We start from the raw sequence: 26,163 nt of genomic DNA on the forward strand, positions 1-26,163 counted from the left end.
CAACACAGCAGGCGAGGCCCTCACCGGATTCGGTGGGGGCCTCGTCTGTTGTCGTGTGCGTTGGGTGGCTGTTCCGGTGCACCCCCCCCGGGGCGGTGCTTGTTGGGCGGGAAGGGCTCTTGGTGTACGGGGCGGCGTTCGTTGGGTGGACCCGCGCTCAGGGGGTGGTGTTGCGGCGCTCTTTGGCTGAGTGGGGGCGCGTTGGGGTTCGGTGGGTCGGATTGTGTGCAGGGGTGGCGGGTGCGGTGGTAAGCCGGAGTCACGGGATCGGGGCGGGTGGTGGGTTCCGGTCGGTGGTGGCGGGGGTGGGAGCGGGCCATGGCGCAGACGTTCGAGGTCACGGACCTGGAGGTCGTCAGCGAGTTCTTCCGGGAGCAGTACACCTCGACGCGGCTCAGCGCACGGGGTGACCAGCATCTGCTGCGCGTCGTGCAGGAGCAGCTCGGGCGGGCCCGGACGGACCGGATGACCTTTCGGATGCACCTGGACGTGGAGTGCGAGCCGTTGCAGACGCTGTGCTTCGGGCATGTGCACGGTGGGCGGGTCGGCTACCGGTTCGGGCGGGACGAGCTGCGCTGCCGGCAGGGTTCCGTCTATCTGGTGGCCCAGCCCGACGTGTCGTTCAGCGGGAGCATCCGGGACCTCGACGCCGACTTCACCTTCCTCGAACCCAAACTGCTCGGGGAGGTCGCGCAGAACGGGCCCGGGGTGCGGGGGCCGGTGTCGATCGTCGGCAACCGGCCGTACTCGCCGCTGGCCGGCGCGCAGTGGGCCCGTACCGTCGCGATGGTCCGCACCCTGGTCACCAGTTCCCGGACCGTCAGCGGCCCGCTGGTAGGGGCGCAGGCCGCGCGGCTGCTCGCCGCGGCCACGCTGACGGCATTCCCGAACACCGCGCTGACCGAGCCGACGATCGAGGACCGGCGCGACGCCCATCCGGCCACGGTGCACCGTGCGGTCGCCTTCATCGAGGCCAACCCGCACCGGGACCTCACCGTCACCGACATCGCCGCGGCGGCCCGCGTCTCCGTGCGCGCCGTCCAGCTCGCCTTCCGGCGCCACCTGGACACCACGCCCATGCGTTATCTGCGGCACGTACGGCTGCACCACGCGCACGAGCAGCTGTACGACGCCGTCCGCGGGGACGGGGTGACCGTCACCGGTGTCGCCGCGCAGTGGGGCTTCTCCAGCCCCGGCCGGTTCTCCGCCCTCTACCGCCAGGAGTTCGGCAGACCACCGAGCGACGCCCTGCGGGACCGCCGTACGGGGTGAGGGCGGTGGGCAACGACCTTCGGCGCGGGATCGGGCGTCCGGGGTGCGCGTACCGTCCGGGCCCGCCGGCCGGTGCGCGTCATGGCGGGGCCCGGTCCGTTCGCCGCGTCGTCGGCGGGGTCTGGGCCGACGAGTCCGTCATTGCCGGACCCTTCGAATTCTGTTGTGCCGTAAGCGAGTTGGCTAGAAGTGTGAGCGCCGTCTTCGGCCCGACAGGTACGAAAAGCGAAGGGGGAGGGGAAGGGGAAGGGGAAGGGGGATGGGAGTGGGGGTGGGGGCGGACGGCTTTGGTCGTCGGTCCGGCGTTCCGGTGGCCGGTGTTGCTCGGGCGTGTCCGTGCACAAGATCAACTGGATCAGCTGGAGAACGGTCCGTGCGGTGCGACGTCCGTGTCCGGGAGCGGCCTCGTCCGGGTGCCTTACGAGGAGGCCGCGCCCGACTCGTCCTGCGCGCGGCGGAGTTGCTCGCCCGGCGGGCGTACCCCGCCCCCGGCTGACGTGTCGCACGGGGGCGGCTCACCGGTGGGCGGGCCGTCCCGTCCGTGGCCGGAGGGGAGGAGTCACACACCATCGGCAGTCGCCGTCTCCCGGTCCCGCGGGGTCGGCCGCTGCTCGTGGCGCCCCTCCCACGCTGCCCGGTGGCGACCGTGCTGAGGGCCTTCCCGTACCGTGTGCCGACCGGTTTCCCGGGCGACGGGTGCGACGACGCCCGCCCGGTGATTCTGCGCCGGGCCATCGCCCACATCGAGGAGCACGCCCACACGGACCTGAGCGTGGCCGACATCGCCGAGTCCGCGCACGTCAGCGTCCGTACCGTGCAGTGCGCCTTCCGGCGGCACCTGGACACCACGCCCATGGGCTACGTACGCCGGGTGCGGCTGGCCCACGCGCACGCCGAGCTGGTGGCGGCCGGTGCCGGCTCCGAAACCACCGTCACCGCCGTCGCCGCGCGGTGGGGCTTCTTCCAGCCGGGCAGGTTCGCTTCCGTCTACCGCGGCGTCTACGGCTGCCTTCCGCACGAGACCCTGCACCGGAACGGCCCCTGACCGGCGCGGGAGCGGCCATCGCGGGCCCGATAAGAGGCAGCCGGGCCACGCCGGGCGCGCGTCGCGCGCAGCCGGCACGCCGACCGCTGCGTTTCCCGCATGGCCGGGCGTCGCCGGACCGGTCTTGACTGGGTTCCGGGCCGGACGGGGGACTCCCCCACGCCCCTCGGACCCCGCACCCCCCTCAGACCCCACGCCCCACGCCCCACGCCCCACCCCCTCAGGATCGAGGAACGTTCGATGCACACCACGGACCGCGAGGTACTGGTCGCCGAGGCGGTTCTCGACATGGCCACCCGCACCTACGGGTACGACGCCCCGGACCTCCTGCACGACCTCACCTCGTACGTGGTGTCCCTGGTGGGGGTGCGCGCGGCGGGGGCGACGGTCCTGAACGCGGCGGGGCAGGTGGACTACCTCACCGCCAGCGACGAGGTCTGCCGACGGCTGGTGGAACTCCAGCTCGCCCTGGACGAGGGCCCCTGTCTGGACAGCACCCGGGCCGGTGCCACCCTCGCCCCCCTCGCGCTCGGCCCCGGGAGTCCGGGGCTGCGGCGCTGGCCCCGTTTCGCGCCGGAGGCGCTGCGGGCCGGCATCACCGGTGTCGCCGCCGTGCCGCTGAGGGTCGGCGCCCACACGGTCGGCTCCGTCAACCTGCTGGGCGACGGCAGCGCGGTGCCGAGCGCGCCGGACCTGCGGCTGGCGCAGGTGCTCGCCGACGCCGCCGGGGCCTGGCTCCAGTACCGGCTGCTGCTGCGTTCCAGGGACGAGGTCGTGGAACAGTTGCAGAACGCCCTGCGGACCCGCGTCGTCATCGAACAGGCAAAGGGGGCGCTGGCGGCCCGGCTCGGCATCGGTGTGGAGGAGGCCTTCGCCCGGCTGCGCGCCCACGCGCGGGCCCGCCAGGAGAAGCTGCACGACCTCGCCGTACGTGTCGCGCGGGGGGCCGTGCCGGCCGAACTCCGCGTTCCGGTACGGCGGGCCGGGCCTTGACCGCGGCGCCGAACCGGCAGGGAAGGGTCCCCCGACGACGCGGCGCCGCACCGGCAGGCCGGTGCCCCTCGGCAACGTGCCCCCGGCCCGGGGGGCGCGTTGCCGCCGGTGGCATCAGTGGCAGTCGAAGCGCCAGTCCCACGGGAGGCCGGGGCACGCACGGCAGAGGAAGAAGTAGACGCCGCCGCAGTCGCCCAGCTGGATGTCGCCGGTGAGGGTGAGGAGGTGCTCCATCCGGTGTCCCGCGTCGCAGTCCGGCCACTGGGCGGGCTGCGTCCAGGCCGGCCAGCCGCCGACCTTGGTGGCGACGACATGGGCGTCGGGGAGCCACTCGAAGCCGTCCGCCGCGGGGCGGGGGCCGGGCAGGCCGCTCCCCCGCATCCCCTCGGGCAGGTCGAACCCGCTCGGGTGGTCCTGTGCGGTGGCCGGGGACAGCGTGGACGGGGTGGGCATGTTGTCCTCGTCGTACTGGCCCTCGGTCGCCTCGGGGTGCGGGCTGAGCACCCCTCCCGCCAGCACCTCGGCCTCATTGCGCCAGTACAGCCGCGGCATTACCGGGCCGGGGTCCTGCTCGTGCGTCAGGGCGCACCACAGGAGTTGCAGTACGTCCTTGCCCGCCGGGAACTCCAGCCCGGGGACGTCCCGGGCGTACAGCTGGAGCACCGGCACCATCGGCACCTCGCCGGGGACGATCGGGGTGTGGTTGCGCAGGTCGGTCCCGTACGTCCAGTGGTCGTCCTGGGCGCAGTACGGCCACGGTTCGGCCGCGGGCCACAGCAGTTCGCCGCCCAGCGAGCTCTCGGCGACGCCGGGTTCGCCGGGTTCCGGGTTGAGGAGGGTGGTCTCCCGCACCAGGTCCGCGTACTCCGGGGCCGGGGTCTGCGGGTCCTCGGCGGGCTGCGCGGTCGTTCCTCCGGGCATCGTGGCTCCTCGTGGGCGGTTCGGGGCGCGTTCGTGGTCAACGGGCTCTTGTGGTGGGCACGTTAGTGCGGGGGACCGACAATCCCCCGAGCGGTCGGACGGGGGGGGAGGCACCGGGGCGGTGCGGCGGGTCTGGTACGTGGCCTACGGGTCCAACACGCATACGGAGCGGCTGGCTTCGTATCTCCGGGGCGGCCGGCCCGAGGGGGCGGCACGGACGTATCCGGGCTGCCGGGACCGCAGTGCGCCGGTGGCCTCCGTCGCCGTGGAACTGCCCGGGACGGTGTACTTCGCCACCCGGTCGCCGGTGTGGTCGGGCGGCGGCCGGGCCTTCTACGACCCGGACGCCCCGGGGCGGGCACTGGCCCGCGCACGGCTGGTGACCGTCGCCCAGTTCTCCGACATCGCGGCGCAGGAGATGTACCGGGAGCCGGGCGAGGGCCCCGACCTCGACCTCCGCGAGGTGCTCGCGCGGGGGCGGTCCGTACAGGGCGAGGGGCGGTACGAGACCCTGGTGTGCCCCGGGGAGCTGTCCGGGCATCCGCTGCTGACGTTCACCGCCCCGTGGTCCGTGGCCGAGGCGGAGCTGAACGCTCCGGCGGCCGGGTACCTGGCGTACCTGGCCGGTGGCCTGCTCGCCGCCGGGGCCTGGGACGCCGGGTCGGTCGCGGCGTACCTGGCGAACTGTCCGGGGGCCGCGGGCACCTGGAGCGAGCGCGCGGTCAGGGAGCTGCTGGGGCACGGCGCACGGTCCTGAGGTACGAGCGGAGCGCCAGTGCCAGCAGGGCGAGCACGGTGAGCCCCAGCAGCGCGTGGTACCAGCGCCAGCCCACGCCCAGGCCGAGGAGGCCGTCGGCGACCAGGACCACCATGCCCGCGCCGATGCCCACCGAGGCGACGGCCAGCGCCGGGAGCAGGACGGGACGGGGGATCCGCCGGGCCATCGAGGAGGCGGCGACGAGGAAGAGCAGGGCTCCCGCCAGGCCGTTCGAGGCGGCCAGCCACTGGGCGGCTGTGACGTCCATCATGTCGGCCGCGTAGGTCGCGTACTCCTCGGCGGGCACCGTGGGGCCGCCCGGGAAGCCGAGCTTTCCCTGGGCCGCGAAGACGGCCTTGCCCAGGCCGTACAGGAGGAAGAGTGCGGCCAGCGCGCGGGCGGGCCAGCGGGGTTGGCGGGTCCGGTCGATTCCCATGTTCCGAGGCTAGGAACGGGTCGTGGGGCAGCCCTCCTGCGGCGGGAGGATCCCGCTCCGCCGTGCGGCGGAGGGCTGCCCGGGAGAGGCGCCGGCGTGCGCCGCGGACCGCCCGGCCGCGCTCGGCCGGGGCGCGGTGCCTGTGGACAACCCGGCGCCCGGGGACCCTCCCGCGCCTCGTTGTCCACAGGCGGGGAATGTCCGTCGTACCCATCGGCTTTGATGGAGCCATGAGCAATCGAGATGACGACGGCACCGACCGGACCACCGTGCCCGTGTGGGAGCAGCGCTTCCGCGCCCCGCGGGTGTCCCTGCCCGACTGGGCCGACGAGGCCCCCGACCACGCCCTGTTCGTGTCCAACGCGACGGGCACCTACGAGCTGTACGCCTGGGACCGGGCCACCGGGGCCCAGCGCCAGGTCACCGACCGCCCGAACGGGACCACGGACGGTGTGCTGACCCCGGACGGCCGGGACATCTGGTGGTTCGACGACACCGACGGCGACGAGTTCGGGGTGTGGCGGCGGCAGCCGTTCGGCGGCGGCGACGACGTCACCGCGGTCCCCGGTCTGGAGCCGTCGTACCCGGCCGGGCTCGCGCTGGGGCGGGACGGGACCGCCGTGGTGGGGCGGTCCACCGACGAGGACGGCTCGACCGTGCACGTGGTGCTGCCGGGCGCGGAGGCGCCGGTGGAGATCTACCGGCACCGGGAGTCCGGCGGGGTCGGTGACCTGTCGTACGACAGCACCCTGATCGCCGTCGAGCACACCGAGCACGGCGACGCCATGCACTCGGCGCTGCGCGTGGTGCGGACCGACGGGTCGACCGTCGCCGAGCTGGACGACACCAAGGGCGGCACGAAGGAGCTGGGGCTGGACGTCCTCGGCTTCGCCCCGGTGGCCGGGGACAGCCGGCTGCTGGTGGGGCACCAGCGGCGCGGTCGCTGGGAGCCGATGATCTGGGACCCGGTCGCCGGTACGGAGACGGAGCTGGCGATCGACCTGCCCGGCGACGTCAGTGCCGACTGGTACCCGGACGGTTCGGCGCTGCTCATCGGGCACAGCTTCGAGGCACGCAGCGAGCTGTGGCGGTACGACATCGGGGCCCGCGCGCTGACCAGGGTGGAGACGCCCGCCGGTTCGGTCTCGGGGGCCACCGCCAGGCCCGACGGGACCATCGAGTACCTGTGGTCGTCGGCCGCGCAGCCGTCCGCGGTGCGCTCCACCGGCGGCGGTGTGGTGCTCGACCCGCCCGGGGCCAGGGCGCCGGAGTCCGTGCCGGTGGAGACCGTGTGGGTGGACGGTCCGGCCGGGCGCATCCACGCGCTGGTGCAGAAGCCGGCCGGGGGCGAGGGCCCGTTCCCGACGATCTTCGAGATCCACGGCGGGCCGACCTGGCACGACAGCGACTCGTTCGCGGCGGGCCCGGCGGCCTGGGTCGACCACGGCTACGCGGTGGTGCGGGTCAACTACCGGGGCTCCACCGGCTACGGCCGGGAGTGGACGGACGCCCTCAAGCACCGCGTCGGCCTCATCGAGCTGGAGGACATCGCGGCGGTCCGGGAGTGGGCGGTGTCCTCCGGGCTCGCCGACCCGGAGCGGATCGTGCTGTCCGGCGGCTCGTGGGGCGGCTATCTGACGCTGCTCGGGCTCGGCGTGCAGCCGGAGGCCTGGGCGCTGGGCCTGGCGGCCGTACCGGTGGCCGACTACGTCACGGCGTACGAGGACGAGATGGAGGCGCTGAAGGCGATGGACCGGACGCTGCTCGGCGGCACTCCCGAGGAGGTCCCGGAGCGGTTCGCGGCCTCGTCGCCGCTGACGTACGTCGACTCGGTGCGGGCTCCGGTGTACATCTCGGCGGGCGTCAACGACCCCCGGTGCCCGATCCGGCAGATCGACAACTACGTCGAGCGGCTGGTCGCGCGGGACGCGGTGCACGAGGTGTACCGCTACGACGCCGGGCACGGGTCGCTGGTGGTGGAGGAGCGGATCAAGCAGGTCGCCCTGGAGATCGATTTCGTACGGAGGCACCTGGGCTGATCCGTGGGCCGGGGCGCGGGGCGGGCCCGGGAGCGCGGGCGGGCTCGGCGCGCGTTCCCGGTGCGCGCGGTGCGCGCGGTGCGCGCGGTGCGCGCGGTGCGCGCGTTCCAAGTGCCGCCCCGCCCTTCGGCGGGGCGGCGCGGGAACGTACCGTGGGGGCGTGTACCGGTTTCTGCTGACTCCGCGCTGGTGGGGGATCAACCTCTTCGTCGTGCTCGCCATCCCCTTCTGCGTGTTCATGGGGTCCTGGCAGCTGGGCCGTTTCGAGGACCGGGTCGACTCGCACCGCAGCGCGGAGGCGGCCCCCGACGCCACGAAGCAGGCGGCGGTGGAGCTGGACGAGCTGCTGCCGGTCTCCACCGAGACCTCGGGCAGGCAGGCGAAGGCGTCCGGGCGGTACGGCGAGCAGTTCCTGGTGCCGGGCCGGACCCTCGACGACAAGCAGGGGTACTACGTCCTCGCCATGCTCAAGACCCGGGCCGCGGGCGGCAAGGCGCTGCCGGTCGTACGGGGCTGGGCCCCGGGCGACGCGCGCAAGGCCATCCCGCCGCCCGTGCCCGCCGGCGAGGTCACCGTCACCGGTGCGCTCCAGGCCCCCGAGAACGCCAGGACCTCCGGTGTGAACGCCTCCGGCGGACTGCCCGAGGGCCAGGTCGGCATCATCAGTTCCGCGACGCTCGTCAACCTCGTCCCGTACCCGGTCCAGGACGCGTGGATCACCCAGAGCAGTGGCGAGAGCGGCCTGAAGCCGGTGCCCGCGGTGGCGCCGCAGGGCAGCGGACTCGACCTGAAGGCGTTCCAGAACCTGGGCTACACCGGCGAGTGGTTCGTCTTCGCCGGGTTCGTGCTCTTCATGTGGTTCCGGCTGATGCGACGCGAGGCGGAGGCGGCTCGCGACCTGGAGCTGGGAATCACGGCGGAGGACGCCGGGTCCCCGTCCCCGGAACCGTCGCAGGACGCCGGACCGGCGGAGAGCCCGAAGCCCGCGGGGACCGGAACGACCGCGGCGGACGCGGACGCGGTGGCGACGACGGGCAGGCCCGACGAAGCGGCCCGGGACACGTCCGGCACGACCACCCGCTGAACCCGTCCGTCCGCTGAACCCCTCCGTGCGCGGCACCCGTGCGGAACGACCACCCGGTGCACCGCTCCGTCCGGGACGCGCGTCCGGCACGACCGTCCGCCGAGCCCCTCCGTGCGCGGCACCCGCCCCGCACGACCGCCCGCCGCACCCCGGCCGGCAGCCGCTTCCGTCGGCGCGTTCCTCAGGGTGCGTCCAGGACGCCCGTTCGGTAGATCGTGCCCGCGCAGGCGTTGGGGATCGTGGTCTCCGCGCTCGGGGCGCCCGGTTCCGCCGTGTGGGACACCGCGACCTTGCCGTCCGCCGGGTCGCCGTCGGCCGTGCCGAGCTGCGGGGCCGTACCCGTCGAGTCCGTACCGACGCCGGGGTCCGGTTCGGGGACCTTGCCGCCGCCGTCGCCGCCCGGGGTGCCGCCGCCCGTCGCCTGCCCGCCGGTGTCCCCGGTGCCGCTGGTGGGCGTGGGGTCCGGGGAGGCGCCGCCCGTGGGGCAGGTGTCCTGGGGGACCCAGGCGAACTGCACCTCGTACGCCGCGTCCGGGGGCAGCACCAGGGCGCGCGCCTCCTTCGCCGGGTCGGGCAGGCCGTCCGCCGGGTCGCCGGAGGTGTGGTCGACGACCTTGATGCGCGACTGGTCGGCCGCGCCCATCGCCTGGAAGTTCATCCGCCCCTCGCCCGGTACCGCGCATTCCGAGCCGGACTTGTTGGCGATGCGGAAGGTGCCGTAGACGCGGCCCTTGGCGTCCGGGGTGCCGGAGACCGCCTTGACGACCTTCAGCTGGCCCCCGTCGCAGGCGGGCTTCGGCGGCTCGCCGCTGATCTGCTCGTACGCGCCCTGGCCCGAGCTCTTGCCGCCCGTGCCGCCGCCGGTGCCGCCCTGGCCCGCGTCGGGGCTGCCCGCCTCGGACTCCTTCTGCTTGTCCTCCGGGTCCTGGCCGGGCGACTTCCCCGGGGTCCTGTCCTCGGGGTCGCTGCCCGTGCCGCGGGAGCCGCCGTCGGTGCCGGCGTCCGGCGAGTCGCCGTCGGTGCCCTTGGAGGTCTCGGCGTGGCCCGCGTTGGCGGGGTGGGCGGTGGTGGAGTCGCCGGAGTTCGACACGTGCAGGAAGGCCGGGACCGCGGTGCCTATCAGCAGTACGGCGGCGGCCATTCCGACCACCGCCTGCCGTCGCCTGGCCCGTCGGACCGGGACGGCTCTGCGCAGGTGGTCCAGGGCGCCGTCGGAGGGCGTCAGGCCCTCCACCGCGCCCTGCATCAACCGGCGGACGGCCAGCTCGTCGGGGCTGAGCGCGGGGCCGTCGGGAACGGGGCCGGCGGCCGGACCGCCGGGGCCGGGTACGGAGGCACCGGCGCCGGACCCGGCGCCGTGCCCGAAGGGGCCGCCCGGGACGGTGTTGTCCGCCCCGCCGGGCCCGTACGGGGAACCGCCCGCCGGGCCGCCCCGGACCGGGCCGTTCCCGTCTCCCGGCGGGTTACCGCGCCCGTGGCGCTCCTCGCGCCCGTTGCACCCGTCGTTCACAATCCCGTTCCCAGTCCGGTCGTTTCGCGGCCCGTCCGGGCCGCGCCACCCGTGGCGCGTGTGGCCCTCGCCACGGCCGTCGCGCCCATGTCCTTCGCGTCCGTGCCCGTCGCGGCCACGGCGGTCGCGGCCGGGCCCGTTCCTGCCCGTGCTCATGCGGTCGCCTCCATCGCGACGCGCAGCGCCGCGATCCCGCGTGAACCGTACGCCTTCACCGAGCCCAGGGATATTCCGAGCGTCTCGGCGACCTGCGCCTCGGTCATGTCCGCGAAGTAGCGCAGGCTCAGCACCTCGCGCTGGCGCCGCTGGAGCCCGCGCATCGCCTTGATGAGCGCGTCCCGCTCCAGGCTGACGTACGCGCCCTCCTCGGCGCTCGCCATGTCCGGCATCGGCTTGGACAGCAGCTTGAGGCCCAGGATGCGGCGGCGCAGCGCCGAGCGGGACAGGTTCACGACCGTCTGCCGCAGGTACGCCAGGGTCTTCTCCGGCTCGCGGACCCGTCCGCGCGCGCTGTGCACGCGGATGAAGGCCTCCTGCACGACGTCCTCGCAGGAGGCGGTGTCGTCGAGCAGGAGCGCCGCGAGGCCGAGCAGCGAGCGGTAGTGCGCCCGGTAGGTCTCGGTCAGGTGGTCGACCGTCGTGCCCTCGGCGAGGGTCGTCTCCTCAGCGGCCACGAGCGAGGGACCGTACGTCGCGGAAGGCTGCGCCGGAAGCCGTGCCGGGTGCTCCGCGGCGGGAGCGCCCGGGGCCGGGACCGTGTCCGGGGCGGTGCCCGGGGACGCGGGCGCCACGGAGGGCTGCGCCGCCGTCCGGGCAGGCCGGGCCGCGGGCATGGGCGCGATCACCGGCATTCCGCCGGGCGCGCGGGCCGTACGCCGCGGGCGCACCGATGCGCCGCGCAGCGAGACCGCCGTGATGTCGAGAACCTCTGCTGCCACGCCTGTTGGACACGCTTCTCCCCGTCAGGGTTGTACGCGCAGGACGCCGCTTTTGACGGTGTGCTCGGATCACCGATTCGCCCCATGCGTAACCGCCCCTCCCCATTGCCACGATTTTGCCGTGGCCTCGTCCGAGGGCGACGACAGAGACGCTCCCCACCCAACTCCCGGTTCCCACAAGGCCGGAGGCAATCAATCAAACACGATCACACCCCGCGGCGGACGGACGGGACCCGTCGCCCACTCACAGGGTGTTCACAGATCCTACAAACAATTCCACTTAGTCGGCCGCGAGTTCCGCGGCGACCAATTCACCGATCTGCACCGTATTCAGGGCAGATCCCTTGCGGAGATTGTCGCCGCAGACGAAGAGTTCCAGGGCCTGCGGATCGTCCATCGAGCGCCGGACCCGGCCGACCCAGGTGGGATCGGTGCCCACCACGTCGGCGGGCGTGGGGAAGTCCCCGGCCGCCGGATCGTCGAAAAGGACCACGCCAGGGGCGGTGGCGAGGATCTCGTGGGCCCGTCCGACGCTCACCTCGGACTCGAAGCGGGCGTGCACCGAGGCGGAGTGGGTGCTGATGACGGGGACGCGTACGCAGGTCGCGGTGACCCGCAGCTCGGGCAGTCCCAGAATCTTCCGGGACTCTTCACGGACCTTCAGCTCCTCGGACGACCATCCGCCGTCCTGCACGGAGCCCACCCAGGGCACCACGTTCAGCGCGAGCGGCGCGGGGAAGGGGCCGAGGTCGTCGCCGACGGCCCGCCGTACGCCGCCGGGGGCGGTGCCCGCGCCGGGTTCGGCCGCCAGCAGCGAGAGCTGCGCGCGCAGGGTGTCGACGCCGGCCTGGCCGGCCCCGCTGGCCGCCTGGTACGAGGAGACGACCAGCTCGGCGAGGCCGAACTCGGCGTGCAGCGCGCCCAGCGCGACGATCATCGAGAGGGTGGTGCAGTTCGGGGTGGCGACGATGCCGCGCGCGCGGTTGCGCACACAGTGCGGGTTGACCTCGGGGACCACCAGCGGGACCTCGGGGTCCAGCCGGAACGCCGCGGAGTTGTCCACCACGACGGCGCCCCGCGCGACGGCGACCGGCGCCCACTGCGCGGCCACCTCGTCGGGCACGTCGAAGAGGGCGACGTCCACGCCCTCCAGTGCCTCTTCGTCGAGCGCCCGCACCTCCACGTCCTGCCCGCGCACGGCCAGCGTGGTGCCGGCCGCGCGCGGGGACGCGAGGAGTCGGATCTCGCCCCAGATGTCGGCGTGCTGCGACAGGATCTGGAGCATGACCCGGCCGACCGCCCCGGTCGCCCCGACGACCGCGAGCGTCGGCTTCTTCGTCACCTGCCGGTGCCTCCGTAGACCACGGCCTCGTCGGAGTCCGTGTCGAGTCCGAAGGCGGTGTGCACCGCGCGCACGGCCTCGTTGACGTCGTCGGCGCGGGTGACCACCGAGATGCGGATCTCGGAGGTCGAGATCAGCTCGATGTTCACGCCCGCGTCGCTGAGCGCCTCGAAAAAGCCCGCGGTGACGCCCGGGTTGGTCTTCATACCGGCGCCGACCAGCGAGATCTTGCCGATCTGGTCGTCGTAGCGCAGCGAGTCGTAGCCGATGGCCGCGCGCGCCTTCTCCAGCGCGTCGGTGGCCTTGCGGCCCTCGGTCTTGGGCAGCGTGAAGGAGATGTCCGTCAGCCCGGTGGAGGCGGCGGACACGTTCTGCACGACCATGTCGATGTTGATCTCGGCGTCCGCGATGGCGCGGAAGATCGCCGCCGCCTCGCCCGGCTTGTCCGGGACCCCGACGACCGTGACCTTGGCCTCGGAGACGTCGTGGGCGACGCCCGAGATGATGGCCTGCTCCACCTGCGTATCTCCCTGCGGCTCGTTGCTGACCCACGTACCGCGCAGGCCCGAGAAGGACGAGCGTACGTGGATCGGGATGTTGTAGCGGCGTGCGTACTCCACGCAGCGGTGCAGCAGCACCTTGGAGCCGGACGCGGCCAGCTCCAGCATGTCCTCGAAGGAGATCCAGTCGATCTTCTTCGCCTTCTTCACCACACGGGGGTCGGCGGTGAACACGCCGTCCACGTCCGTGTAGATCTCGCAGACCTCGGCGTCGAGGGCGGCGGCCAGCGCGACGGCCGTCGTGTCGGAACCACCGCGACCGAGGGTCGTGATGTTCTTCCCCTCCTGGCTGACGCCCTGGAACCCGGCGACGATGGCGATGTTGCCCTCGTCGATCGAGGTCCGGATGCGGCCCGGGGTGACGTCGATGATCCGCGCCTTGTTGTGGACCGAGTCGGTGATGACACCGGCCTGGCTGCCCGTGAAGGACTGGGCCTCGTGGCCCAGGTTTTTGATCGCCATGGCAAGCAGTGCCATGGAGATCCGCTCTCCTGCGGTCAGCAGCATGTCGAATTCGCGCCCGGCAGGGATCGGCGATACCTGCCCGGCGAGGTCGATCAGCTCATCCGTCGTGTCACCCATCGCCGACACCACGACAACGACCTGGTGGCCGTTCTTCTTGGCATCCACGATTCGCTTGGCGACACGCTTGATGCCTTCGGCATCGGCGACGGAGGAGCCTCCGTACTTCTGCACGACAAGGCCCACGTGCGCTCCTCGTTAGGTCATTACTGCGGTCGGCTCAGTTTAACGAGCAGTACGTTCACGCCGGGTGTGTATCGCATCGCGAGACGATCCGCTCACGGGGCGGACGGTATCCGGCGCTCGTCCTGCTCGAACGGGATGCTGCCCCGGCCGGGCGGGGGTACGCGAAAGGTGTGCTGCCTCACATCCGGGCAGCGGACGGCGGGGCTCCCCCGCGGCACGGCGGAACCCTTTCGCGGAGCGCGGCGTCACACGGCCAACTCGCGCAGCACACAAGGGAGTTCACATGTCCCGCTGGAGTACGGACCGCCTCGCCCTCGGCTGTGCCACGGCCGGCGCGCTCGTCCTGCTGACCACCGGCTGCGGCACCGCGATCGTCGCGGACGACCCGCTGCCCGAGCCCCGGACCGAGGCACCCGGCAAGCCCGGAACCGCCCCGCCGTGCCCCTCCCCCGGCCTCTCGTCCGCCCGGGGCACCGCCGGGGCGAACACCCCCGGGGCCAACGCGCTCGTCGCCGCCCTCGGGCTCCGCGAGCGCGAGGGCGCCCCCTACACCACGTACGCCGACATCTTCAGCAAGGTGATCGTGGACCACCCCAGGGGCCGGGTCGCCCTCTGCGTGACGGACCCGGTACGCGGCGAGGCGTGGGTGGCGGCGGCCGGGAAGGCGCATCCGGGCGTCGACACGACCCGGGTGGACCTCTACCGGGGGCGCTACGCGCGCCACGAGACCCAAGCGGCGCGGGAGCGGCTGCGGGACTGGGCGTCGTACCCCTTCCCGATCCACGTCGTCGCCGTGGACGACGCCGGGCTGAGGGTCACCACCAGCCCGGCGGGCGCCCGCTCGAAGGAGTTCCGCGAGCAGCTCACCAAGGACGCCGGACTGGCGGTGCGCGTCGAGGCGGGCGAGCCGGTCCTGCCGCTCACCGGCGACCGGCCGCGCCCGCCGCGCGGCTGAACCCGCGCGGTCAGCCGGTGGTGCGGATGCCCAGCGGTCCCGCGATCTCCTCCAGCATCACGCGTCCCGCCTCCTCCTCCAGGTCGCTCTCCGCCAGGTCCTCGTCGGTGTCCAGTCCGTCCAGCTCCTGGAGGGGCTGGTCGAGGCGGACGTGGGCGACCAGGGACTGGAGCGCGCGCAGGGTGGCCGAGGCGGTGGAGCCCCAGTTGGAGAAGTACGAGAACTGCCACCACCACAGCGCCTCGGTGGTGCGGCCCGCGCGGTAGTGCGCGAGGCCGTGCCGCAGATCGGTGACGACGTCCGCGAGGTCGTCGGAGATGCGGCAGGCGACCGGTGCCTTGCGCGGCTCGTACGGGTCGAAGACCTCCGAGTACACGTCGATCGGCTCCAGCATGCGCGCGAAGCGGATGCGGAGGTCGTCGACGTCCGGCTCGGGGCCGAGGTCGGGCTCGTAGCGCTCGTCGGGAACGATGTCCTCGTGCGCGCCCAGCCGGCCGCCCGCGAGCAGCAGCTGGGACACCTCCAGCAGGAGGAAGGGCACCGCGCTGTCCGGCTCGTCGCCCTTGGCCACCTCGGTGACGGTGAGGATGAAGCTCTCGATCTGGTCGGCGATCTGGACCGCGAAGGAATCCGGTTCCTGCGCCGGCACCCGGCCGGGCACCAGGTCCGGACCGGGCGCGGTCGCGGTGGCTTCGGTCATGTCAGACATCCAGCAATCGTCTCCCCTCGAAGGCACGCCCGAGCGTGACCTCGTCGGCGTACTCAAGGTCTCCCCCTACAGGAAGACCACTGGCCAGCCGGGTGACTCTCAAACCCATGGGCTTGATCATCCGGGCCAGGTACGTGGCGGTCGCCTCGCCCTCCAGGTTCGGGTCCGTCGCCAGGATCAGTTCGGTGACGGTTCCGTCCGCGAGACGGGCGAGCAGTTCGCGGATCCGCAGATCGTCGGGGCCGACGCCCTCGATGGGGCTGATGGCCCCGCCCAGTACGTGGTAGCGCCCCCGGAATTCCCGGGTCCGCTCGATCGCGACGACGTCCTTGGGCTCTTCCACGACACAGATGACGGCCGGGTCGCGGCGCGGGTCGCGGCAGATGTTGCACCGCTCCTCCTGCGCGACGTTCCCGCACACCGCGCAGAAGCGGACCTTGTCCTTCACCTCAAGGAGGGCGTGCGCGAGCCGCCGTACGTCCGTGGGCTCGGCCTGGAGGATGTGGAAGGCGATCCGCTGCGCGCTCTTGGGACCGACGCCGGGCAGCCTGCCCAACTCGTCGATGAGGTCCTGAACCACGCCTTCGTACAACGGCTTGCCTTCTCTGCTTCTCGGTCGGTCCTGCTCGGTACGTACGGTAGTTGGTGCGGGGGCCCGCACAGAAGGGCTTCGGGCCCCGCTCCCCGCGCCGGTGGCGGGAAACCGCTCAGAAGGGCAGGCCGGGCATGCCGCCGAGGCCCTGGGTGAGCGGGCCGAGCTTCTGCTGCTGGAGGGTCTGCGCGTTCTCGTTCGCGGCCTGGACGGCGGCGACGACGAGGTCCGCGAGGGTCTCGGTGTCCTCCGGGTCGACGGCCTTGGGGTCGATCACCAGGGCGCGCAGTTCGCCGGAGCCGTTGACGGTCGCCTTGACCAGCCCGCCGCCGGCCGTGCCGTCGACCTCGGTCCTGGCGAGCTCCTCCTGCGCGTTGGCGAGGTCCTGCTGCATCTTCTGGGCCTGCTGGAGCAGCTGCTGCATGTTGGGCTGGCCACCACCGGGAATCACGGCATGTCTCCTCGTCGTCCTGGATCGTCCTGAGATCTCGGTCGGATCTCGGTGTCGGGTGTTTCCGAGCCTACGTGGTCGCCCGACGGCGTGCCCCATGCCGTACGGAGCGACTCTTTCGAGTGAGAGTCCCGGGGCTCCACCTCCTGATCAAGACCCCCCTACGGGGGGAAATACCGGGACAACGGACACATGGCCCACCATTCGGCGGTAGGAAGGGCAAGCGCACCCGTACGGGCCAGTTTGCCGACGGGCCGACGACGCGGTGTGCGCGCCTCCTGTTACGCGGTCGGTCCGTGGCTCTTGCACGTGATCCGTACACGCGGCTCAGCAGTCCCAGAAGTCCCAGACGCAGAGGAGTGCCCGGTGAGTCAGCCGGAGATGCAGCCCGAAGGGCCGCCGGCCCGGCACGACGCCGGTTCCGGCCCAGTTTCCGGCGCCGGTGGCGGTGACGAGTGGGGCTGGGACGCCGAGGACCTGACCGGGCGGCCCTTCCCGCTCGGCGACTGGGGCGAGCCCGCGGAGCGGCTGGACGAGCTGTACCGGTGGGTCGAGGAGGGGGCGCTGCGGACCGCCCGCTGGTACCTGGCCGACCGGGGCTGGAAGCGCCGCACCGCACGGGCCCTGCGGCTGGGGGCCGCGGTGGGCGTGGTGACCGGCGCGGCGCTGCCGCTGCTCGACCTGACCGGGACGGTGCCGGGCGGGGCGGGCTGGGGGTACCTGGCGCTGCTGGTCGGGGCGGCGTGCGTGGCCTGCGACCGCTACTTCGGGCTGACCTCGGGCTGGATGCGGGACATGGCGACCGCGCAGGCGGTGCAGCGGCGGCTGACGGCGCTCCAGTTCGACTGGGCGTCGGAGAGCGTGCGGGAGATCCTCGGGCCGACGGAGGGGACGGCGAGCGAGGCGGCGGAACGTTGCCTCGCGGTGCTGCGGAGGTTCACCGAGGACGTCACGGAGCTGGTCCGGGTGGAGACCACGGACTGGATGGTGGAGTTCCGGTCGGGGCCGGCGCCGCTGGTCATGCAGACGCTGGGGGCGGCGCCGGCCGCCCGGCCGGAGGGGCCTTCGGGGCATCCGAGCAGGGTGCCGTTGCCGCCGGGGACGCGGCCGAACATGCCGCGGCAGAGGCCGCCGGAGCCGCCGCGGTAGGGGTGGGTGGGGGGTGTGCGGGTTCGCCGGGGGCGTCCGGGGCGGGTACGTGCGGCTCCGCCGGGGGCCGCCCCCTTGCCCGCCCGTTCCGCCCCCGGGGGGCGGCCCCGCCGCCCAAGGGGGCGGGGCGGGGGATGGGGTTAGCTGAAGACGATCATGGAGCCTTGGCCTAGGCTTCGGGTCACGGCTGCGTGCAGGCCCAGCCACACATGGCGTTCCCGGGCGAAGGGGGACGGGTCCAGGGGGGCCGGGGCCGGCTCCTCCAGGGCGGTCGGCCCGGACGGCGGCAGCGGCGGCGCGGGCGGGTTCCCCGGGTCGATGCCGATCGCCGGAGCCACGTACTCCAGCTCCCTCAGCAGTCCCTGCGCGGAGCCCAGGGGCCCGCCGCCGCCCAGGAGTTCCTCGTTCGAGAGGGGTGCCGCGAAGTCGACCGGCACGTACGCCCCCGCGTGGTCGAAGTGCCAGACCAGGTGCGAACCGAGCGCCGTCTCCTCGAACACCTCCAGCAACTGCTCGTAGTCGCCGCCGAGTTCGCCGACCGGGGTGACCGCGAGGCCGCGCGCGGACAGCAGGTACGCCCGGCGCAGCAGGTGCAGCGCGTCGTAGTCGAACCCCGCGACCGGGGCGACGTCGCCGGACAGGCCCGGCATGTACGGGAAGATCGGAACGGTCGGCAGACCGGCCTCGGTCAGTGCCTTGTCGTACGCGGCGATCTCTTCGGCAAAGGGGTTGTCGGGACTCTGGCACAGCACGTCGACAAGGGGCACCAGCCACAGGTCACAGGCCAAGGGGGCTCCTCCACGGTCCGAGGCGTTCCGGCCCCGTGGCCGGCGCCGGTCCAGGCAGCGTAATGCCCTGCGCACGCCGCGCGAAGAGCGCGGGGGCGCCCGAAGTGCCCGTCCGCCCGGCCGGATCGCTCAGGCCTCCGCCGCCCCGGCCAGCCCCCGCGACCACTCCAGCGCCGCCGCGTCGTGCCGTGCCAGCACCTCGTACACGGCTTCCTCGTCGCACCGTACGAGTGCCGCGACGACCTCCTCGTACCCGTTCCACAGGCGTCCGCCGCCGCGCAGGTCGCGTTCCGCGCGCAGCCGGGGGACCGAGAACACCCAGCAGCGGACCCGGAGTTGGTGCAGGAAGTCGGCGATGTGCGGATTGCCGATCATGGTGGCGAGTTCGCGCCAGAAGCGCAGGTCGTAGCCAATGAGCACATCCAGGTCGCCCGCCCCGGCGGCCCGGCCCGCCTCCTCGGCGCGGCGGCGCAGCACCGCGAGCCGGTCCGGCGGCAGGTCCCCGGCGGCTATCGCGAGCCGGTGGTGGACGCCCTCGATGACCAGCCGCCGCGCCTCGACCATGCCGCGGTACTCCTCGACCGAGTACTCGCGGACCTTGAAGCCCTTGTGCTGGTCGGAGGTGAGCAGTCCCTGCGCGGCCAGGTCGACCAGGGCCTCGCGCACGGGGGTCGCGGACACCTCGTACTGCTCGGCGATCTGCTTGACGGTGAACTCCCGGCCGCACTGCATCCGTCCGGCCAGCACCTCGTCGCGCAGCGCGTCGGTGAGCTGTTGCCGCAAGGTGCTGCGGTTCACGGGCCCGCGGGTGGCGGCGCCGCTCGCGGGCATGGTGGTTCCCCCTTCGTCCGCTCCCCACACCCTAGGCGGCGTCCGGAGCGGAACAAGGGGGAAGATCACATTCCGTCACCTCTGGCGGGATTTCGCCCCGCCCTGGTCACACGGTGTATTCGTCCGCCACCGACAGAGCGACATCCAGGGCCGCCAGCCCCTCCTTGGCCTCGGCCTCGGAGACGTTGCAGGCGGGGACCACGTGGGTGCGGTTCATGTTGATGAAGGGCCACAGGCCGTTCTTCTTGCAGGCGGCACCGAAGGCGGCCATCGGAGCGGCGTCCGCGCCGGTGGCGTTGTACGGCACGAGCGGCTCGCGGCTCTCGCGGTCCCTGACCAGCTCCAGTGCCCAGAACATGCCGGTGCCGCGCACCTCGCCGATGCTCGGGTGGCGCTCGGCCAGGTCGCGCAGGCCGGGCTCGATGACGGTCGCGCCGATGTGGGCGGCGTTCTCGACGACCTTCTCGTCCTCCATCACCTGGATGGTGGCGACGGCGGCGGCACAGGCGAGGGGGTGACCGGAGTAGGTCAGTCCGCCGGGGAAGGGGCGCTTCTCGAAGGTCTCGGCGATCTTCCCGGAGATGGCGACGCCGCCGAGCGGGACGTAACCGCTGTTGACGCCCTTCGCGAAGGTCATCAGGTCCGGTACGACGTCGAAGTGCTCGGCCGCGAACCACTTTCCGGTGCGGCCGAAGCCCGCCATGACCTCGTCCAGGACGAAGACGATGCCGTAGCGGTCGCAGATCTCGCGGACGCCCTGGAGGTAGCCGGGCGGCGGGGTCATGATGCCGGCCGTGCCCGGGACGGTCTCCAGCACGATCGCGGCGACGGAGGCCGGGCCCTCGAAGGCGATGGTGTCCTCCAGGTGCTGGAGGGCGCGGGCGCACTCCTCCTCCTCGGTCGACGCGTAGAACGCGGACCGGTAGAGGAACGGCGCCCAGAAGTGGACCGTGCCGGAGGAGCCGTTGTCGGAGGCCCAGCGGCGGGGGTCGCCGGTGAGGTTGATCGCCGTGTTGGTGGCGCCGTGGTACGAGCGGTAGGCGGCGAGCACCTTGTGGCGGCCGGTGTGCAGACGGGCCATCCGGACGGCGTTCTCGACGGCCTCGGCGCCGCCGTTGGTGAAGAAGATCTTGTCGAGGTCGCCGGGGGTGCGGGAGGCGATGAGGCGCGCGGCCTCGGACCGGGCCTCGACGGCGAAGGCCGGGGCGAACGTCGTCATGCTCGCTGCCTGCTCCTGGATCGCCTGGACGACCGTGGGGTGCTGGTAGCCGATGTTGGTGAAGACGAGGCCGCTGGTGAAGTCGAGGTAGCGGTTGCCCTCGTAGTCCCAGAAGTAGGACCCCTCGGCACCGGCGACGGCCAGGGGGTCGATCAGGCCCTGCGCGGACCAGGAGTGGAACACGTGCGCCCGGTCGGCGGCCTTGACGGCTGCGCCCTTGGCCGGGTCGGGGGTGAAATGAGGGGTCATGCGGGCAGGGTAGATCGCCGCAGGTGGGAGCGGCCATGGCCATCTTGTACGGGATGGGGGCGGCGGATCGGCAGGGTGTCGAGCGGGGGCCTGGCGGTGGGCGGGGGTTGGGGGGTGGCGGGTGATGCGCGTGGGTGCGCGGCACCCGGGCTGCCGGGCGGGGTCGCGCCTGCGGCGGGCGGTGCCCCTTCCCGCTGCGCCGGGTTTGCGGCTGCCGCCGCGAGGCGCCGGTTCCGGCAGGCCGGGTGGGGTCGCGCCTGCGGCGGGCCTTGGCCCCTCCCCGCCCCTTCCCTGAACCGCTGCCGCGGGGCTGTCCGATTCCCTGCGGAGGCGTTGTTGGTTGCTCGCGCAGTTCCCCGCGCCCCTTTGAGGGGCGCGGGGAACTGCGCGAGCGGGCACAGCGAAAGCCGCGGATTCGCGCCCGGCACGGGAGGGCTCGCCACCCCTTTCGGGAAGGGGCGGGGTGGGGAGCAAGCCCCGCGCAGCGGACGGGCGGCCGGGCCCGGCCCGGCATTGACAGCAAGCTGTCATAGTGACAGCATTCTGTCATCGGCCCCCCGGGGCCGGCCGATCGCCACGATCCGGAGGAGACCCCCATGTCCCGCAAGACCGTGCACCTCGCCGTATACGACTCCTACGCCGACTGGGAGTCCGGCCACATCACCGCCGAGCTCACCAACCACGGCTACACCGTCCGCACCGTCGCCCTCACCGAGTCCCCCGTCACCACCAAGGGCGGCCTCCGCGTCCTCCCGGACCTCGTGCTCGCCGACCTGCGCGCCGAGGACAGCGCCCTCCTCGTCCTCACCGGCAGCGAACTCTGGGACGCGGGCGAGGACCTCGCCCCCTTCGCCGCCGCCGCGCGCACCTTCCTCGGCGCCGGCGTGCCCGTCGCCGCGATCTGCGGCGCCACCGCCGGGCTCGCCCGCGAGGGCCTGCTCGACGACCGCCCGCACACCAGCAACGTCTCCTTCTACCTCGACGCCACCGGCTACCGGGGCTCCGCCCACTACGTCGACACCGACGCCCTCACCGACGGCGACCTCATCACCGCCAACAGCACCCAGCCCGAGGCGTTCGCCCGCGAGATCCTGCGGCGGCTCGACGTCCTCCCGCCGGAGAAGCTGGACGCCTGGTACCGGCTGTTCCACGACTCGGACCCGTCCGCGTACGAGATCCTCGCCTCATGAGCACCACGTCCCCCACGCCCCCCACGTCCCCCACGCCCGAAGTCCCGGCGCCGGAGTCCTCCACGCAGCGGCTCCTCACCCGCACCGCGCTCGGCGTCTTCCACCTCAACGGCCAGTTCCTCGCCGTCTCCGACGCGATGGCCCGCGAGGTGGGCCTCACCGCCTCCTGGTGGCAGGTGCTCGGCGCCGTGGCCCGCACCCCCGCGCCCGTCGCCGCCATCGCCCGCACCATGGGCATCACCCGCCAGAGCGTCCAGCGCATCGCCGATCTGCTGGTGGCGCAGGGCCTCGGGGAGTACGTCGACAACCCGGCCCACCGCCGCGCCAAGCTCCTGCGGGCGACCCCCGCCGGACTGGACGCGATCCACCGGCTCGACCCCGCGCACGCCGAATTGGCCGACAGGCTCCGCGCCGAACTCGGGGACGAGGAATTCGCCGAAACCGTCCGCGTTCTCGAACGCCTCTCCGAAGCCATGGACTCGGTGACGACCGCGTGACGGAACGGTAGCGAGCACCGGATCCTTTTGTCGTACGGCGGCACTATCCTCGGGCCATCGCTGTCACATCGGGGGAGGGTGGCGCAGCACTCATGGCCATGGAGAAACTGGGGGCTTCCGACCCCCAACGCATCGGTGCCTACCGCCTGTTGGCCCGCCTCGGCGCGGGCGGGATGGGCCAGGTCTACCTCGCCCGCTCCGACCGCGGCCGCACCGTCGCGGTCAAGCTCGTCCGCCGCGAACTCGCGGAGCAGGAGGAGTTCCGCTCCCGCTTCCGGCAGGAGGTGCAGGCCGCCCGGCGCGTCGGCGGACGCTGGACCGCGCCCGTGCTGGACGCCGACACCGAGGCCGAAGTCCCGTGGGTCGCCACGGGTTACGTCGCCGGGCCCACCCTCCAGCAGGTCGTCTCCGGCAACCACGGCCCGCTCCCCGAGCGCTCCGTCCTGGTCCTCGCCGCCGGGCTCGCCCACGCCCTCCAGGACATCCACGCGGCGGGCCTGATCCACCGCGACCTCAAGCCCTCCAACGTCCTGGTCACCATCGACGGCCCCCGGGTCATCGACTTCGGCATCGCCCGCGCCCTCGAAACCGTCACCGACAGCGGCCTCACCCGCACCGGCGCCCTGGTCGGCTCCCCCGGCTTCATGGCCCCCGAGCAGATCCGCGGCGACCGCGTCACCGCGGCCTGCGACGTCTTCTGCCTCGGCTCGGTGCTCTCCTTCGCCGCGACCGGCAGACTTCCGTTCGGTACGGCGCACAGCGGCGTGCACGCGCTGATGTTCCGCATCGCCCAGGAGCCGCCGGACCTCTCGGACGTGCCCGAGAGCCTGACCGACCTGATCCGCGACTGCCTCCAGAAGCCGCCCGCCGCACGCCCCGCCCTCGCCCAGGTGCTCTCCCGCACGGGCCCCGGCCCCACCCCCGGCGACCCCTGGCTGCCCGCCGCCCTGGTGGCCCAACTCGGCATACACGCCGTGCAGTTGCTCGACCTGGAGAACCCCACCACCTCCCTCCCGACGAACGCCCTGTCCAAGCGCGCCGACGAGGGTGGACCTGGTGGGAGCGGTGCGGGCGGTGCGGGCGCGAACGGCGGTGCGGGGGCGAACGGCGGTCCCGCCGCGCCCGGCCCCGTACGGCCGCAGGGCAAACCGGCCGCGGGCCAGAAGGAAGCGGGGCGGCCCAACCCCGCGCCCGCGCCCGGCACACCGAACCCCTCGCCCGGCACTCCGGGCGCCACCCCCCAGCCGCCCGGCGCCGGCACCCCCGCCGCCCCTCCGCACAGCCCCGCCTCCACCAACGCCCCCTCCCCCGCCACCCCCGACGGCTCCCGTACGCCGACCGTCGGAGCCGGGACGCCCCCGCCGCCCGGCACTCCGCACCGGCCCGGCGGAGCCGGAAGCGCCGACGGGGTGCACTTCATGCCCACGTACGTCGTGCCGTCCCAGCCCGGCACACCGGGCTCCCCCGGCACCCCGCCCGCCCCACCCTCACCGTCCACTCCTCCCACCCCGGAGGGCGCGGGCCCCCCGCCAGCGCACCAGAGCCCGGCGTCCCATGCGTACGGCTATCCCAACTCCGCCGCCCCGTACGGCGGTTACGGCTATCCGCAGGGCGGCGGCCAGCACCCCCAGACCCCTCAGCCCGCTCCCGACCTGTACGGATACCCCACTCCGCCCGGCGGTTACGGCTATCCGCACCCCGGCAGCACCCCCGAGCCGCCGCCGCGCAGCAGGCGTTCGACGCTCGCGCTGGTCGCGGTCGCCCTGGTCGTCGCGCTGGCCGCGGGCGGCTCGGTGTACGCGTTCATGCGCGGCACCGACGGGGACAAGGACCCCGTCGCGGGCCCCACCGGCAACAACAGTCCCGCCCCGCAGGGTTCGGCCCCCGGCTCCGGCACGCCCGGCGACACCGCCCCGCCGAGCAGCACGGGCAGCGGGAACACCCCGTCCGACGACGCCGCCCCCTCGACCATCCCGTCGGGCTTCCTCGGCACCTGGCACGGAACGGTCCTGGACAGCACCCGCGACCTCACGCTCCGTCAGGGCGAGGTCGGGGACACCGTCATGTCGCTCACCGCCGACGGCGCGGGCGGCTCGTTCCACTGCCTCTTCGAGGCCGACCTGACCGCGGAACCCGGCTCGGACGGACCCGTCAGGCTCGGCAGGTCCCGCGTCGTCCAGGGCCCCGCGGACTCCTGCCGCCCCGGCGAGACGTCCGAGGTGGAACTCCTCCCGGACGGCCGGCTGAAGCGCACATCGGCGGACGGCAAGTCGGTGACGTACACCAAGTCCGGCTGAACCGGGGCCCCTGGGCCCGCACGCACCGACCGCCGTCAACGAACTGACCACCCCCGGAGCGGAGTTCGGCAACCGCACGACCCGGTCGCCGCACCGCCCGGCAACCCGGGCGTCCCCGACAGCACGCCACCGCACGACTACCATCCGTGACTGACGTGTCGCCCAGCGCGACCACAGCAACGGAAGAGGTACACACGTAATGCGACGCATGGCAAAGGCCCTGGGGACCGCGGGGGCGGCACTGGCACTCGCGTTCTCCGTCCCGAGTTCCGCCTTCGCGGCCGAGGGTGTCCTGGTCGTCAACGGCGCGGCGTTCGAGAACCCGAGCGGCTGCTACTCGGTCGACTGGTTCCCCTCGTCGGTCGCCAACCACACCGACGCCATCGCCGAGGTCCACAGCGGCCCCGGCTGCACGGGCCCGGTCGAGTGGCTGGTCTACCCGGGCGAGACGTACAACACCGAGACGGCCCAGAGCGTCTTCATCCTCTGACCGCACCCGCTCGCGCACCCACCGCGAGACGGCGAACGGGCTCGCCGCCCCACCGGCGGCGAGCCCCTCTGCCCGAACGGGGCCTCTTTCCCGGAAAGCCCGTCCCCCACTGTGCACGCTCGGCTACGTTGCGCAGCGACTGGCCCGATCCGCACAGGAGGCGCATCATGCCGTTGATGCAGGAGCGACCGATCGAACACGGCACGACCTCCCCCAGCTTCACAGGGCTGCTGAACGTCCTCGACGAGCTGCACGTGCCGGACGGCTTCAGCGCCGAGATCATCAAGGGGAGCATTGTTGTGTCACCGTGGTCCAAGCCGTACTACCTGGACGTCATGGACTCGATCTGCGATCAGCTCCGGGACCATCTGCCCGAGGGGCACCGCATCAGCCAGGCTCCCGCCCTGTACACGTTCCCCGGCATCGAGCGGGCATACGGCCCCGACATCCACGCGGCCCACCGGAATGTCCGGCGCTCCACCTCCCGCCACCTCGACGGCGAAGGTCTCTCCTTCGTGGCCGGGCTGACCTCGCCCGCCACCCGGGAGAACGACCGTGGCGACAAGGTCGAGCAGTACGGCAAGGCGGGCGTTCCGGTGTATCTGCTGCTCGACATGCAGGAGGGGCTCGCGACCGTCCACTCCTCGCCCACCGATCGCGGGTACGCGGTCACCGTCACGGCGGCGTTCGGTGAGAAGGTCCCCGTTCCCGGGCCGTTCGACTGTGAGCTGGACACCTCCGGGTTCGACGCACCCGACGAGGGCGAAGCTGCCTGACCGGGCATGCGGAACGGGCCCGCCACCTGGGAGGTGACGGGCCCGTTGCGAAGAAGTGCGAGGGGGCGGGCGGGTCAGGCCGCGAGGGCCCAGACCTTCATGCCGCCCGGGGAGTCGGCGCCGGTCCGGTTGCCGGTTCGCGCGCAGTCGGCGGCGTGGCCACCGCACGCGGCGCACTGCGCCACCGGTGCGGGCTGCTGGTGTTTGTCCTTGTACACGGCCCACCAGACCGCGATGTAGGCGGGCCCGGTCGTGATCACCGCGACGACGATCTCCGTGATGTCCATCGGTCTCACCCCCCGGCTTCCTTGTCGTGTCCGTTTCACCATACGGACGGGTGGTGCGATCGGGAAGAGATTTTCCGA

General features: G+C 73.2%; 26 protein-coding genes. 13 read left to right on the forward strand and 13 right to left on the reverse strand.

Translation table 11 applies throughout. The features are described 5' to 3' along the window. Positions 1-318: 318 nt before the first annotated feature. The 3 genes from ACFYVL_RS28275 to ACFYVL_RS28285 all read left to right on the forward strand — a co-directional run bounded on the left by ACFYVL_RS28275 (position 319) and on the right by ACFYVL_RS28285 (position 3,310). A complete protein-coding gene (locus ACFYVL_RS28275; RefSeq protein ID WP_389249656.1) occupies positions 319-1,272 on the forward strand; it encodes a helix-turn-helix domain-containing protein in 954 nt (317 codons plus the stop codon). A gap of 637 nt (positions 1,273-1,909) precedes the next feature. After that, entirely contained in the window at positions 1,910-2,317 is a 408-nt protein-coding gene (locus ACFYVL_RS28280) for a helix-turn-helix transcriptional regulator (protein WP_389249658.1), read from the forward strand. Between the two features lie 240 nt (positions 2,318-2,557). Beyond that, on the forward strand, positions 2,558-3,310 hold the full coding sequence (locus ACFYVL_RS28285; protein ID WP_389249660.1) for an ANTAR domain-containing protein: 753 nt from the start codon (positions 2,558-2,560) through the stop codon (positions 3,308-3,310). A 114-nt stretch (positions 3,311-3,424) separates the two neighbouring features. On the opposite strand, the gene ACFYVL_RS28290 is transcribed toward ACFYVL_RS28285, so the two are convergent. Beyond that, on the reverse strand, positions 3,425-4,231 hold the full coding sequence (locus ACFYVL_RS28290; protein ID WP_389249662.1) for a hypothetical protein: 807 nt from the start codon (positions 4,229-4,231) through the stop codon (positions 3,425-3,427). A gap of 250 nt (positions 4,232-4,481) precedes the next feature. Here ACFYVL_RS28290 and ACFYVL_RS28295 point away from each other — a divergent pair, with 250 nt between their 5' ends. After that, positions 4,482-4,988 carry a histone deacetylase gene (locus ACFYVL_RS28295; RefSeq protein WP_389249664.1) on the forward strand — a complete coding sequence of 169 codons (507 nt, stop codon included), beginning with the start codon at positions 4,482-4,484 and terminating at the stop codon, positions 4,986-4,988. Here the strand turns inward: ACFYVL_RS28295 and ACFYVL_RS28300 are convergent. After that, positions 4,954-5,424 (reverse strand): hypothetical protein, encoded by a 471-nt coding sequence (locus tag ACFYVL_RS28300; RefSeq protein ID WP_389249666.1) that lies wholly within the window; start codon positions 5,422-5,424, stop codon positions 4,954-4,956. The genes ACFYVL_RS28295 and ACFYVL_RS28300 overlap by 35 nt on opposite strands. A 230-nt stretch (positions 5,425-5,654) precedes the next feature. Here ACFYVL_RS28300 and ACFYVL_RS28305 point away from each other — a divergent pair, with 230 nt between their 5' ends. Together ACFYVL_RS28305 and ACFYVL_RS28310 are read left to right on the forward strand one after the other, a co-directional pair. Further along, a complete protein-coding gene (locus tag ACFYVL_RS28305; protein ID WP_389249668.1) occupies positions 5,655-7,463 on the forward strand; it encodes a prolyl oligopeptidase family serine peptidase in 1,809 nt (602 codons plus the stop codon). A gap of 160 nt (positions 7,464-7,623) precedes the next feature. Beyond that, positions 7,624-8,547: an SURF1 family protein gene (locus ACFYVL_RS28310; protein WP_389249671.1), complete on the forward strand. Its 924-nt coding sequence runs from the start codon at positions 7,624-7,626 to the stop codon at positions 8,545-8,547. 181 nt (positions 8,548-8,728) lie between these two features. On the opposite strand, the gene ACFYVL_RS28315 is transcribed toward ACFYVL_RS28310, so the two are convergent. The 4 genes from ACFYVL_RS28315 to ACFYVL_RS28330 all read right to left on the reverse strand — a co-directional run bounded on the left by ACFYVL_RS28315 (position 8,729) and on the right by ACFYVL_RS28330 (position 13,605). Further along, positions 8,729-10,057, reverse strand: a complete 1,329-nt coding sequence (locus ACFYVL_RS28315; protein WP_389249673.1) for a hypothetical protein — start codon at positions 10,055-10,057, stop codon at positions 8,729-8,731. 152 nt (positions 10,058-10,209) lie between these two features. After that, positions 10,210-10,908 carry a SigE family RNA polymerase sigma factor gene (locus ACFYVL_RS28320; RefSeq protein WP_389249794.1) on the reverse strand — a complete coding sequence of 233 codons (699 nt, stop codon included), beginning with the start codon at positions 10,906-10,908 and terminating at the stop codon, positions 10,210-10,212. A gap of 367 nt (positions 10,909-11,275) precedes the next feature. Then, positions 11,276-12,337 (reverse strand): aspartate-semialdehyde dehydrogenase, encoded by a 1,062-nt coding sequence (locus ACFYVL_RS28325; RefSeq protein ID WP_389249675.1) that lies wholly within the window; start codon positions 12,335-12,337, stop codon positions 11,276-11,278. Then, positions 12,334-13,605: an aspartate kinase gene (locus ACFYVL_RS28330; RefSeq protein ID WP_389249677.1), complete on the reverse strand. Its 1,272-nt coding sequence runs from the start codon at positions 13,603-13,605 to the stop codon at positions 12,334-12,336. The genes ACFYVL_RS28325 and ACFYVL_RS28330 overlap by 4 nt, the downstream gene beginning before the upstream one ends. A gap of 283 nt (positions 13,606-13,888) precedes the next feature. Between ACFYVL_RS28330 and ACFYVL_RS28335 the strand changes: the two genes are divergently transcribed. Next, a complete protein-coding gene (locus ACFYVL_RS28335; RefSeq protein ID WP_389249679.1) occupies positions 13,889-14,560 on the forward strand; it encodes a hypothetical protein in 672 nt (223 codons plus the stop codon). Positions 14,561-14,570: 10 nt separating this feature from the next. On the opposite strand, the gene ACFYVL_RS28340 is transcribed toward ACFYVL_RS28335, so the two are convergent. The 3 genes from ACFYVL_RS28340 to ACFYVL_RS28350 all read right to left on the reverse strand — a co-directional run bounded on the left by ACFYVL_RS28340 (position 14,571) and on the right by ACFYVL_RS28350 (position 16,312). After that, positions 14,571-15,260, reverse strand: a complete 690-nt coding sequence (locus ACFYVL_RS28340) for a DUF5063 domain-containing protein (protein WP_389249796.1) — start codon at positions 15,258-15,260, stop codon at positions 14,571-14,573. 1 nt (position 15,261) lies between these two features. Continuing rightward, complete coding sequence (recR, locus tag ACFYVL_RS28345) at positions 15,262-15,861, reverse strand: recombination mediator RecR (RefSeq protein ID WP_190087931.1); 600 nt, start codon at positions 15,859-15,861, stop codon at positions 15,262-15,264. Between the two features lie 115 nt (positions 15,862-15,976). Then, entirely contained in the window at positions 15,977-16,312 is a 336-nt protein-coding gene (locus tag ACFYVL_RS28350) for a YbaB/EbfC family nucleoid-associated protein (RefSeq protein WP_389249682.1), read from the reverse strand. 366 nt (positions 16,313-16,678) lie between these two features. Here ACFYVL_RS28350 and ACFYVL_RS28355 point away from each other — a divergent pair, with 366 nt between their 5' ends. Beyond that, on the forward strand, positions 16,679-17,461 hold the full coding sequence (locus tag ACFYVL_RS28355) for an SLATT domain-containing protein (RefSeq protein ID WP_389249684.1): 783 nt from the start codon (positions 16,679-16,681) through the stop codon (positions 17,459-17,461). Between the two features lie 140 nt (positions 17,462-17,601). Here the strand turns inward: ACFYVL_RS28355 and ACFYVL_RS28360 are convergent, their stop codons facing one another. The 3 genes from ACFYVL_RS28360 to ACFYVL_RS28370 form a co-directional block, all read right to left on the reverse strand. Next, the gene (locus ACFYVL_RS28360; RefSeq protein WP_389249686.1) at positions 17,602-18,249 is read right to left on the reverse strand and encodes a hypothetical protein; all 648 of its coding nucleotides are present in this window, start codon (positions 18,247-18,249) and stop codon (positions 17,602-17,604) included. Positions 18,250-18,378: 129 nt separating this feature from the next. Beyond that, the gene (locus tag ACFYVL_RS28365; protein ID WP_389249688.1) at positions 18,379-19,080 is read right to left on the reverse strand and encodes a GntR family transcriptional regulator; all 702 of its coding nucleotides are present in this window, start codon (positions 19,078-19,080) and stop codon (positions 18,379-18,381) included. Positions 19,081-19,186: 106 nt separating this feature from the next. Then, positions 19,187-20,548 carry an aspartate aminotransferase family protein gene (locus ACFYVL_RS28370; protein WP_389249690.1) on the reverse strand — a complete coding sequence of 454 codons (1,362 nt, stop codon included), beginning with the start codon at positions 20,546-20,548 and terminating at the stop codon, positions 19,187-19,189. Positions 20,549-21,144: 596 nt separating this feature from the next. On the opposite strand from ACFYVL_RS28370, the gene ACFYVL_RS28375 reads away from it, so the two are divergent. From ACFYVL_RS28375 to ACFYVL_RS28395, 5 genes are all read left to right on the forward strand, one after another. After that, positions 21,145-21,738 (forward strand): DJ-1/PfpI family protein, encoded by a 594-nt coding sequence (locus ACFYVL_RS28375; protein ID WP_389249691.1) that lies wholly within the window; start codon positions 21,145-21,147, stop codon positions 21,736-21,738. Then, positions 21,735-22,235 carry a MarR family winged helix-turn-helix transcriptional regulator gene (locus ACFYVL_RS28380; protein ID WP_389249693.1) on the forward strand — a complete coding sequence of 167 codons (501 nt, stop codon included), beginning with the start codon at positions 21,735-21,737 and terminating at the stop codon, positions 22,233-22,235. The genes ACFYVL_RS28375 and ACFYVL_RS28380 overlap by 4 nt, the downstream gene beginning before the upstream one ends. Before the next feature lie 98 nt (positions 22,236-22,333). Next, the gene (locus tag ACFYVL_RS28385; protein ID WP_389249798.1) at positions 22,334-24,532 is read left to right on the forward strand and encodes a protein kinase; all 2,199 of its coding nucleotides are present in this window, start codon (positions 22,334-22,336) and stop codon (positions 24,530-24,532) included. 208 nt (positions 24,533-24,740) lie between these two features. After that, the gene (locus ACFYVL_RS28390; protein WP_389249695.1) at positions 24,741-25,022 is read left to right on the forward strand and encodes a hypothetical protein; all 282 of its coding nucleotides are present in this window, start codon (positions 24,741-24,743) and stop codon (positions 25,020-25,022) included. A gap of 167 nt (positions 25,023-25,189) precedes the next feature. Then, positions 25,190-25,798 carry a Uma2 family endonuclease gene (locus ACFYVL_RS28395; RefSeq protein ID WP_389249697.1) on the forward strand — a complete coding sequence of 203 codons (609 nt, stop codon included), beginning with the start codon at positions 25,190-25,192 and terminating at the stop codon, positions 25,796-25,798. Positions 25,799-25,872: 74 nt separating this feature from the next. Here ACFYVL_RS28395 and ACFYVL_RS28400 read toward each other — a convergent pair whose 3' ends face one another. Further along, the gene (locus ACFYVL_RS28400; RefSeq protein ID WP_389249700.1) at positions 25,873-26,094 is read right to left on the reverse strand and encodes a hypothetical protein; all 222 of its coding nucleotides are present in this window, start codon (positions 26,092-26,094) and stop codon (positions 25,873-25,875) included. Between the last annotated feature and the right edge of the window lie 69 nt (positions 26,095-26,163).

This window comes from Streptomyces sp. NPDC004111, assembly GCF_042874215.1.
Lineage (GTDB): Bacteria > Actinomycetota > Actinomycetes > Streptomycetales > Streptomycetaceae > Streptomyces.